The 8833-nt window shown below is 58.3% G+C and carries 13 protein-coding genes and 1 tRNA gene; 8 read left to right on the forward strand and 6 right to left on the reverse strand.

What is annotated here, in order from left to right; all coding sequences use genetic code 11:
* Positions 1-18 precede the first annotated feature (18 nt).
* A complete protein-coding gene (locus NW815_RS06915; RefSeq protein ID WP_414389963.1) occupies positions 19-738 on the forward strand; it encodes a Uma2 family endonuclease in 720 nt (239 codons plus the stop codon).
* Between the two features lie 43 nt (positions 739-781).
* Here NW815_RS06915 and NW815_RS06920 read toward each other — a convergent pair whose 3' ends face one another.
* Positions 782-1258, reverse strand: coding sequence for an urease accessory protein UreE (locus tag NW815_RS06920; RefSeq protein WP_414330672.1), 477 nt, complete (start codon positions 1256-1258; stop codon positions 782-784).
* Positions 1255-1593: a hypothetical protein gene (locus NW815_RS06925; protein ID WP_011433606.1), complete on the reverse strand. Its 339-nt coding sequence runs from the start codon at positions 1591-1593 to the stop codon at positions 1255-1257. Before NW815_RS06925 ends, NW815_RS06920 begins: the two co-directional genes overlap by 4 nt.
* Positions 1594-1635: 42 nt before the next feature.
* Between NW815_RS06925 and NW815_RS06930 the strand changes: the two genes are divergently transcribed.
* From NW815_RS06930 to NW815_RS06940, 3 genes are all read left to right on the forward strand, one after another.
* On the forward strand, positions 1636-1962 hold the full coding sequence (locus NW815_RS06930) for a phasin family protein (protein ID WP_011433607.1): 327 nt from the start codon (positions 1636-1638) through the stop codon (positions 1960-1962).
* Between the two features lie 107 nt (positions 1963-2069).
* Complete coding sequence (gene leuD, locus NW815_RS06935) at positions 2070-2672, forward strand: 3-isopropylmalate dehydratase small subunit (protein ID WP_414389966.1); 603 nt, start codon at positions 2070-2072, stop codon at positions 2670-2672.
* Positions 2669-3751, forward strand: a complete 1083-nt coding sequence (locus NW815_RS06940) for an SAM-dependent methyltransferase (RefSeq protein WP_414389968.1) — start codon at positions 2669-2671, stop codon at positions 3749-3751. The genes leuD and NW815_RS06940 overlap by 4 nt, the downstream gene beginning before the upstream one ends.
* On the opposite strand, the gene NW815_RS06945 is transcribed toward NW815_RS06940, so the two are convergent.
* Complete coding sequence (locus NW815_RS06945; protein WP_011433610.1) at positions 3727-3921, reverse strand: hypothetical protein; 195 nt, start codon at positions 3919-3921, stop codon at positions 3727-3729. The two genes, NW815_RS06940 and NW815_RS06945, sit on opposite strands and share 25 nt — an antisense overlap.
* Before the next feature lie 139 nt (positions 3922-4060).
* Between NW815_RS06945 and NW815_RS06950 the strand changes: the two genes are divergently transcribed.
* The 3 genes from NW815_RS06950 to NW815_RS06960 all read left to right on the forward strand — a co-directional run bounded on the left by NW815_RS06950 (position 4061) and on the right by NW815_RS06960 (position 4976).
* The gene (locus tag NW815_RS06950; RefSeq protein WP_011433611.1) at positions 4061-4300 is read left to right on the forward strand and encodes a hypothetical protein; all 240 of its coding nucleotides are present in this window, start codon (positions 4061-4063) and stop codon (positions 4298-4300) included.
* Between the two features lie 90 nt (positions 4301-4390).
* A complete protein-coding gene (locus tag NW815_RS06955; RefSeq protein ID WP_414389971.1) occupies positions 4391-4804 on the forward strand; it encodes an NfeD family protein in 414 nt (137 codons plus the stop codon).
* 98 nt (positions 4805-4902) lie between these two features.
* Positions 4903-4976 (forward strand) — tRNA-Pro (locus tag NW815_RS06960).
* A 169-nt stretch (positions 4977-5145) separates the two neighbouring features.
* Here the strand turns inward: NW815_RS06960 and NW815_RS06965 are convergent.
* From NW815_RS06965 to NW815_RS06975, 3 genes are all read right to left on the reverse strand, one after another.
* A complete protein-coding gene (locus NW815_RS06965) occupies positions 5146-5379 on the reverse strand; it encodes a hypothetical protein (protein ID WP_414389973.1) in 234 nt (77 codons plus the stop codon).
* Positions 5380-5469: 90 nt separating this feature from the next.
* Positions 5470-7128 (reverse strand): TM0106 family RecB-like putative nuclease, encoded by a 1659-nt coding sequence (locus NW815_RS06970; protein WP_414389976.1) that lies wholly within the window; start codon positions 7126-7128, stop codon positions 5470-5472.
* A 60-nt stretch (positions 7129-7188) separates the two neighbouring features.
* Positions 7189-7467 (reverse strand): hypothetical protein, encoded by a 279-nt coding sequence (locus tag NW815_RS06975; RefSeq protein ID WP_414389978.1) that lies wholly within the window; start codon positions 7465-7467, stop codon positions 7189-7191.
* A gap of 452 nt (positions 7468-7919) precedes the next feature.
* On the opposite strand from NW815_RS06975, the gene NW815_RS06980 reads away from it, so the two are divergent.
* Positions 7920-8768, forward strand: coding sequence for an ABC transporter ATP-binding protein (locus NW815_RS06980; protein WP_414389980.1), 849 nt, complete (start codon positions 7920-7922; stop codon positions 8766-8768).
* Positions 8769-8833 lie beyond the last annotated feature (65 nt).

Below are 8833 nucleotides of genomic sequence, written 5' to 3' on the forward strand. Positions count from 1 at the left end.
CAGCAGTGTTCAGCGTAAATGTATCAGCTGGTCATGAGCGTCAGTAGCCCTTCCTTCCGTGAACTGCCCATCTTAGAAAGCGGCGATCGTCTCACCCGCGATGAGTTTGAACGGCGCTATCAAGCCATGCCTCAGCTCAAAAAAGCCGAGCTGATTGAGGGAATTGTTTACGTGGCATCTCCCCTCAGATATCGCCGACATGGCAGACCACACAGCCACATCATGGCCTGGCTGGGAGTTTATGAAGCAGCAACGCCGGGGGTTGAGTCGGCGGGCAATCCAACCGTTCGCCTGGACTTGGACAATGAGCCGCAGCCAGATGCCATATTGCGGATGCACGAATCTTGTGGGGGACAGTCCCGCATTAGCGAGGATGACTACATTGAGGGTGCACCGGAGCTGATTGTGGAGATTGCCGCCAGCACAGCTTCCTACGACCTGCATGATAAGCTGCGGGCCTACCGGCGCAACGGCGTGCGGGAATATCTGGTCTGGCTAACCCAAGAGCAAGCCTTTCGCTGGTATGTCTTCCAGAATGGAGAGTACGTGCTGCAACAGCCCAATGAGTCGGGCGTCTTGTACAGTCGGGTATTTCCGGGGTTGTGGTTAGCCGTGGACGCGCTGCTGACGGGCAACATGCAGCAGGTGTTGGGTGTGCTGCAAAGGGGAATTGAGTCGGAGGAACACCGAGAGTTTGCAGCGCGGTTGGCAACCCGAGAAGCAGAGGCTGGAGCCTAGGCCATGAGTCGGAGGGACGGGTTTGCGCTCGCAAAGGCTCAGGTTAATGGCTGTGGGCCAACAGGTTGGGCTCGAAGACAGCCATCTCCAACCGAAACGGGATCCCCATGTGGGCCAGCCAGTCCTGCAGGGGATCATCGGCCAGCGCCAGGATCTGCCCTTGGGGGGAAACGTGGGCCGGGCGGTGCCAGTTGCCCAGTTGATGAATCACTTGGCCCATCTGGATGGGGTTTTCAGGTTGAATCAAGAGCACCGGTTCGGGTTGGGCTCTGACCCGAATGTGTCGCTGCGCATCCGCATAGAGCAGATCCCCATCGTGAAGATGGGTGCCGCGGGGCAGCATCAGCTGGATCTCGGTGCCCCAGTCGCTCACCAGCCGTTGCCGGGATCGCTGGCGGTCGTGCCAAGTGAGGGCAACCACTTCCAAGTGGCCGGGGATCCCCTCTGACGGCTCGTCCAGCAGTTGCGTCACCGTAATGGCCGCGGGCTCCTCTCCCGCAGCATGGGCATCTTCGCTCATGTTAGGGACTCCAGATATTGGCTGAGGTCTTCTTGAAGGCGAGAGAACTCCACTTCGGTGGAAAGGCGCAGCACCTTGGTTTTCAGAGTCACCAGCACCTTGGCTGCGTGGGGGCCAGCCCAGATGTTGGGGTTGCAGAACATCTCCAAGCTGAAATCTTCAGTAGGGTAACGAAACTCAACCGGCTCCTGAGGCTGCTGTCGGGAACGGATCTTGAGCCGCTCCAAGAGGATTTGCAGAGCCTTGTGCCATTGTTGTGCCGCCTCAGGCGAAAGGGAGAAACTGGCCGAGCCGGTTGCGAAGTTGAGGGCAAACTGAGGAAAATGGGTAGTCATGGAGGCCCGTACCGTTCGCGAAGTGTCCTCTGGAGGGCAGCATTGGACAACAACAGTATCTTACGTCAGCTCTTGCTAATGGGCGTGGGCACAACCACTCTGCTGGCAGAACAGTTGAGAAAGGCTGCCGACGACTTGGTGCAGAAGGGGCAGCTCAACCCAGAAGAGGCATCCAATGTCATCAACAACCTGCTCAACCAGGTGAAAGCCGAGCAGAGCAACTTTGAATCCTATGTTCAGCGGCAGGTGCGCAACGTCCTGCAGGATCTGGGCGTGCCCCGCCAATCGGAAATGGACGAGCTGCGCGGGCGGCTGGATCGGCTGGAGCGGCAGGTGCGCAATTTGGAAAATCAGGTTTACCGCCGGTAGCCGAGCTGAGCCTTCCCCTTTTGCCGGCTTTCCTTTGCCGTTGGGCAGGGTTTTGCCGAACGTTGCGATACCCTGAAGTCCTCTCTGGGAGAATTCATCAAGTTCCTATGTCAAGCGAAGTTTTGACCGTCACAGGCCGAGGGATCCCCCTGCTGGGCAACGACATCGACACCGACCGAATTATTCCGGCCCGCTTTTTGAAGTGCGTCACCTTCGACGGCTTGGGCCAGCACGTGTTTGCCGACGACCGCGCCCAGGATCCCGGCCAACACCCCTTCGATCAACCCCAGTACCAGGGAGCCCAGATCCTTGTGGTCAATGCCAATTTTGGCTGTGGCTCCAGTCGGGAGCATGCGCCCCAAGCGCTGGCCAAGTGGGGGATCCGCGCCCTCATTGGCGAAAGCTTTGCCGAGATCTTCTTCGGCAACTGCTTGGCTCTAGGGATCCCTTGTGTTACGGCACCCCCGGCTGTGATTCAAGCCCTGCAGAAGGCGGTGGCGGAAAATCCCCAGCTCCAGTTGACGCTGGATCTGCCCAACAAACAGGTGTGCTGGGGGGAGAACGCCGCTGCTGTGGAGATCCCCCAAGGAGCCTGGCAAATGCTGGTGCAGGGCACCTGGGACGCCACAGGACAACTGCTGGCCGCTCAAGCCCAGATTCAGCAAGTAGCCGCTTCTTTACCCTACGTGCGTTGGCAGCGGGCCCGTTGAGCAATCCTCTCCCCCCTGATACCCATACATGGCTGGGCAGCGCCGACCCGGATTTTATGGATTTGGCGATCCGGGAGATAGAAGCTGCGGATCCAGAGGCTGCCGTGCAGCGGCTAAAGGAAGCACCTGGCTTGGTGTGGGTATGCAGCCAACGCTCATTTGCTGACCTGGCTGAGGCTTGGCAAGCTGACCCGCCCATTTTTTTACGCCACATCTGCCCCATTCACCAAGAACGGCGGCTGGCCGAGGGATCCTTAGTTGAATTGCGCCTTGATGGGGAAATGTTGGCAGCCATTGACCCCGCCCTCAGCTTTTCGGTTCAGACGCGCCTGTTTGGGGAGCGGAATCTCAAGCCCTTCCAGGTCAATGAAACCCTGGCCGAACAGGTGATGGCAGCGGTGGGATCCCCCCTGCAGGTCAAAGACCCACAGCAGGTGATCTCGGTGGTGATCCTGGCTCAACCGATGGGCATTCGCGCTTGGCTGGGCCTATCCTTGGCTGCCCAGAACCTCTCCAACTGGGCCGGTGGGATCCATCGCTTTCGGCGGGATCCAGAGCAAATCAGCCGCTCCGAGTTTAAGCTGCTGGAGGCCATCCAGGTGTTTCAGATTCCCTTGGTGCCGGGGGGACAGGCTCTGGATCTGGGGGCAGCACCGGGGGGATGGTCGCGCATTTTGCGCCTATATGGCCAGCAGGTCACGGCAGTGGATCCGGGGGACTTGCACGAGCGCCTCAGCCAAGATCCGGGGATCTGCCACCATCGCCTCAGCGCCCAAGCCTACTTGGCCCGTGGCCCAGGCCGGTTTCACCTCATCCTCAACGACATGCGCATGGATGGCCCGGCTTCTGCCCGCCTGATGGTGGCTTTTGCCCCCCATCTGCAGCCACAGGGGAGAGCTGTGATGACCCTGAAGTTACCTCGCCAACACCGCCTGCGGGTGCTGCGGCAAAGTTTGGAGATCTTGGGTAGTGCCTTCCCCTTGGTGAGGGCCCGCCACCTGTTTCACAACCGCAGCGAAGTCACCCTCTACTTGCAACAGGGGATCCCTGCCCCTCAATCTGCCGTTTCCACCACCTGAATCTCCCGACGGAGCACCATTTCGCGAATGGACTCCAGCAAGCCTATCTCTTCGGGGGAGATTTTGCCGTCCGACCGGATGGCGTTGACGATTTGATCCACCTCTGTGCGGGTGAGCTTTTTGTCTTCCAGCGCTCGATCCACCAGCGCTTGCAATTGCGAAAACTCCATAAGGCTCCTCTTGCTTGAACAGGTCTTGTCGCCTCATCTCCTCATCCAAGCTACCCGCCCTGACCCAAATCTCCTGCAAGCGCAAGATTCTCTTCAGGTATCCTAAAGAAAACGTGAAACCCACCGAGAGGAAGACATCATGGCTGGCCCGGATCCCAGGAGCACTGCGCACGATTGCGCCACCCTCTGTCGAGATGGCTGTGTCTTGGGAGAGGACTGCCCCCACCGAGAGGCAGCTCGCCAAGCCGTGGCCTTTGTCATGAGCACCGACTGGGAGACCTTGATGCGGATCGCCGAATCCAAGAACCTACCCAAAAGCTCCCCTCAGGAAGAGATGGATCCCCTGCAGTTTTTGGAGAACTACCGCTTGGGCGGGTAAGCCCCAACCAGTCTCCCTAAGGACAAGGGATCCCTGCTGAGGATCCAGGGGTTTTGAGCCATACTGAATTTGGTGGGATCCCTGGATTCTATGGTTTGGCCTTGGATCGTCATCGGGTTAGTCCTCATTTCTGCCGAATTGTTTTTGCCAGAATTGGTTGCCGGCTCGGTGGGGTTGGCGGCGCTCTTGGCAGGGCTTTTGGCCTATTTGGGTTTGCCAATCTGGGTGCAATTTGCCGCCTGGATTGGGGCATCGGTGGTGTTGATTATCCTCAGCCGCCGTCTGGTGCCCCATGGATCGGTTCAGGTAGAGGAATCTCGCGAGGCGCGGGCAATCACCCCCATTCCCCCAGGCGAACGGGGGCGGGTTTCTTATCTGGGTTCCACCTGGAACGCCAAGTGCAGCATTCCCAACCTGGAAATCCAAGCCGGGCAGGAGCTCTACGTGGTGGAGCGACAGGGGAATACCCTCATTGTCATGCCGGCCAAGATGCTCAAGTCCTGACCTGGACAAATGTTTGTTTCCCTTGTTGCCTTGAGCGAGGGATCCCTGCTTGGGTGTGCATCAGAGGCGGGGATCTGGCATAATCACAAAAGCTAGGCCGGGATGTAGCGCAGCTTGGTAGCGCATCTGCTTTGGGAGCAGAGGGCCGCAGGTTCAAATCCTGTCATCCCGATCCTGACTGCGACGGGAATTGAGCCGCTTACGCTATTGACCGAGAGTTTCCCACCTATCCAGAGCCCCGCAGCCAAAACCCGCATCTATCGGCAGGGGTGCAGTCTTTGTCTTGAAGGCGCAAGAAGCAAACTCTTCGATTCTTCGATGCCATGAAAGAAATGGGCGGATCAGGCAGCCAAGCGGGATCCCCCGTAGCCAGGCCAAGGAGAAGCAAGCACAAAAAAGGCAGGGTTAACTTGCCCCTGCCGAGAAGATCGAGAGTTGAGAGCTTGCTCTCGTTGTCGTAATCGTTGCATCAAGGCGCGGTTCCGTTTGTCCAGTTGGCGCTTACGTGCCGATCCCCCACGACCGCGACGGTTTCTGCCCTGATAGCGAGGAGATTCATGAGATTTCAACAGCATGGGATCCCCTTAATGAACTAAATGGGCCTGTCTAATTCTAAACGAAGCCTCAGCCATTGACCACAAGACCGGCAGCGCAAGCTGCGGCATTCATGGCTGGGGACAGACCACCTTCGTCAACTCATTCGGATGGAGAACTCCACTTTGGGACAACCAGTCTTTTAGCCGATGGGTAGCTCGACAATCATCCTCGTTGTAGATGAGCGAGTGCTCCAAATATCTGCGCTCCCGAGTTTCCAGCCATTGGCTATACCAGTAAATGGACTGGGCGCCATTGGCATCCGGCAGACGCCATTGAAACCCCAACCAGCGGGCGATGTTTTTCAGGGAATAGCTCTCAATCGGTAACACCACCGAGCGTTGCACCCAGGCCTGTAAATCCACAAAGCGCTGCAACAACTGGCGCACTTGTCGGGGATCCGTGCGGTACTGCTCCCCCAGCCGTCGGCAGGTCTGCACCTCAAAGCCGTGAAAGTGGTAGATGGGAGCGTCAGGATAGCGTTGTGCCAGTTGCAAGAATTGCTCCCAAGCTTGCCTTTCTTCCCGCGGCTCGGCGGCCAGGCAACTGTGATAGCTCGCAACCTTTTTCCCCTCGGCTTGCTCCACCACCAGCAGGCCCAGCAGATAGGCGACGTTGTGGCGGGGATCCGCCTCGATATCGAAGTACAGCTCTACGGGTGTGGTGGGCAGGGTTTCCGGGGGGGATTGAATCCAGAGAGGCTGCCGGCTGAGGGTGGCACGGGCTTGAAGCTGCAGTTGCAGGGCCACGCCGGATCCCAACTTGGGAATGGCTTGCAACCTATCCAACTGAGCGTTGGCCAGGGCTTCAATCGAGTGGATCCCCGCCTCTTGCAAAAGGGGATAGCGGGATCCCGTTACGCCCGGCAGCAGGCTGAGGGGTTGAGCGGCGGCGTTCAACTGCTGACAATGCTCCCGCCAGTGGCAAAGATGGCAGCGGCTGCGGGCCATGAACACCTGCGGTGGTTCCGGCTGGTTGAGGGAGTGCAGGTACTCCTGCAGCAATTGCCGCACCTGTGCTCGTCGGCGGCTCAGGTGGACGGGGTGCCACTTCCCATCTTTCAGGATCAAAATGCCCCGCTTGGGAACGTTTCCCTGCAGGGATCCGAGCAACTCTGCCTGCAAAGCCAGCAACAATTCGTATTCCGGTTTGGGGCGTTTGCCGATACGAATATGAACCGGCAGGTAAGAGGATCGGGCGGCGTGGCGACTTCTGCCAACGAGAGTGGGATCCCGAATCAGCAGATCCAGGGAGCTGCTCACCCAAACTGAACGTCCCTCTGGAACAGCTTCAGGCGGCAACGCAAGAGCGGGCACCATCTCGCAGTCTTCTGGGGCAGGGATGGGATCCCTTGGAGAGGAGGAGTGAGGGACAGGTTCAGAAGCAAGCTGCAACAGCTCTGCCTCAGCAGTACAGTTGAGATCTTCCTGCGGTTGCCAAAACAGCTCTGCGGCAATCCGTCCGCCGTAGATCCGCTCCGCCCCGTCGGCCATGGCTGCCAAGAGAGCTTCATTGCCCGGCGCAACCCGTTCTCCGGGGAATTGCTCAAACACAGCGGCTGCCAGGGTTTGGCGATCCCGCCGCCATTGCTCCAGCAGGTTGTCCGGCGGCAGCTTGGCCTCTTGAGGGCCAAAGCGATCCAGGTAAGGCAAGCGTCGGCAACGAAAGAAAGCAAGCAGCTCCTCAGCCTCAACAGAACCCTGTCCTGCTGCTGCAACCTGGCACTCCAACGGTGGAAAACCTCAGCTCTGCTGCCATTGTGGCACGCCCCCAGGTTGCCCTCTGATCCTTCAAGACTTGGGATCCTGAGCGGGCAGGAGATGGGCAATAATGCGCTCAATCGTCTCAGATTGGCGACGAGCTGTATCGGCTTGCTGTTGACATATTGCCTTTAACTCTCCCAGCCAAGTGCTCTGCTCCTGGGATATCAGCACCTGTTGTTGAACAATGGCTTTCAGATGGGTCAGGTCATCCTTGACGAAGCTGACGGCCTCGGCCAGGGTCAACACAGCCCCAACCAGGCGATCCAGCCGGAAGTCAATTTGGTCGAACCGGTCTTTGCTCTGCATTTTGCTCAGATCAGATTCAGATTGGTTAGTAGAGGGTATCGGTGGGCGCTGAGGGAGGTCGCTTCACTGAGAAGAAAGCCCCAGTCTGACAGCCAGACCGCTCAAGCTTGTGTCTTTATTGTTACCCATAGGTACAAATACAGCACTAGCCATTTAGCACAACTTCCCCTATCTGCTGTACGCTCATGCCCTGCCCTGCGGACGCAACTCACTCTTCAGGTGCAATGTATGCTATTTGCAGAGCTTAGAGAAAAACCACAGGGAACGAGATCACAGCCACGGAAGACTTGAAGGGATAGCATAAACTACTGCCAAGGGCAGGGATCCCTGATAGAACCTGCAGCTTGCTGACACGGCTGGCGTATGCTGGAGAATAAAGATTTCTTTACACTTTACCGGAGCGGACTGTGACAGCTCTTTCGACGGCCCCAACCTTGCCCCAAACCAAGACGGTGGCGGTGGAAATGCAGGGGGTGTGGAAACGCTTTGGGCAGCAGGTTGCCGTTCAAGATTTGAGCCTGCAGATCCCCCAGGGGGAAGTGTTTGCCCTGTTGGGGCCCAACGGAGCCGGGAAATCCACCACCATTCGCATGCTCACCAGCCTTACCCGACCCAGCCAGGGATCCATCCAGGTGGGGGGCTACGATGTGGTGCGGGATCCCGTGTCGGTGCGGCGGCAGATTGGGGTAGTGTTGCAGCCCATCACCCTAGAGGCAGAGCTGACCGTTTGGGAAAGCCTGGAGTTTCATGCCCGCATGCACCACATTTCCAACCCGGAGCGGCAACGACGCATCGATGAATGGCTGGAGTATGTGCGGCTGGCGGATCGCCGGCAAGACAAAGTGAAAACCCTCTCAGGGGGAATGAAACGACGCTTGCAGGTGGCCAGGGCGTTACTGCATCGCCCCCAGATTTTGTTTTTGGACGAGCCCACCGTCGGGTTGGATCCCCAGGCGCGGCGGCTGTTGTGGGAGATCTTGCGGGATCTCAATCGGCAGGGCATGACCTTGCTGATTACCACCCACTACATGGAGGAGGCAGAAGAGCTGTGCGACCGCATCGGCATCATGGATGGGGGAAGGTTGATCGAGTTGGGCAGCACCGAGCAACTGCGGGCCAAGTATGGAGAGGCCCTGCTGGTGCGATCCTGTCCTGGCCGGGAGGTGGAGTACACCTTTTTCCCCAGCTTGGCGGAAGCTCAGCGGCAGTTGGAAGCTGAACCTGACAAAACCGGCCTCATGGTGCGCCCGGCCAACTTAGAAGACATTTTTGTGCGTTTGACAGGCCGCCGCTTGGATTAACGGGCCCTCACCCCTGGCCCCTCTCCCAACGTGAAGAGGGGAGCATGACTCTAGTCAATAATAAG

This window comes from Synechococcus sp. R6-7, assembly GCF_047461695.1.
In the GTDB taxonomy this organism is placed as follows: domain Bacteria; phylum Cyanobacteriota; class Cyanobacteriia; order Thermostichales; family Thermostichaceae; genus Thermostichus.

Bases quoted from the DNA above. Each gene is read 5' to 3' on its own strand.
- NW815_RS06920 (WP_414330672.1), bottom strand. From the start codon at position 1,258: ATGAGCGAAGATGCCCATGCTGCGGGAGAGGAGCCCGCGGCCATTACG.
- leuD (WP_414389966.1), top strand. From the start codon at position 2,070: ATGTCAAGCGAAGTTTTGACCGTCACAGGCCGAGGGATCCCCCTGCTG.
- NW815_RS06955 (WP_414389971.1), top strand. From the start codon at position 4,391: ATGGTTTGGCCTTGGATCGTCATCGGGTTAGTCCTCATTTCTGCCGAA.
- NW815_RS06975 (WP_414389978.1), bottom strand. From the start codon at position 7,467: ATGCAGAGCAAAGACCGGTTCGACCAAATTGACTTCCGGCTGGATCGC.
- NW815_RS06945 (WP_011433610.1), bottom strand. From the start codon at position 3,921: ATGGAGTTTTCGCAATTGCAAGCGCTGGTGGATCGAGCGCTGGAAGAC.
- NW815_RS06925 (WP_011433606.1), bottom strand. From the start codon at position 1,593: ATGACTACCCATTTTCCTCAGTTTGCCCTCAACTTCGCAACCGGCTCG.
- NW815_RS06915 (WP_414389963.1), top strand. From the start codon at position 19: ATGTATCAGCTGGTCATGAGCGTCAGTAGCCCTTCCTTCCGTGAACTG.
- NW815_RS06965 (WP_414389973.1), bottom strand. From the start codon at position 5,379: ATGCTGTTGAAATCTCATGAATCTCCTCGCTATCAGGGCAGAAACCGT.
- NW815_RS06950 (WP_011433611.1), top strand. From the start codon at position 4,061: ATGGCTGGCCCGGATCCCAGGAGCACTGCGCACGATTGCGCCACCCTC.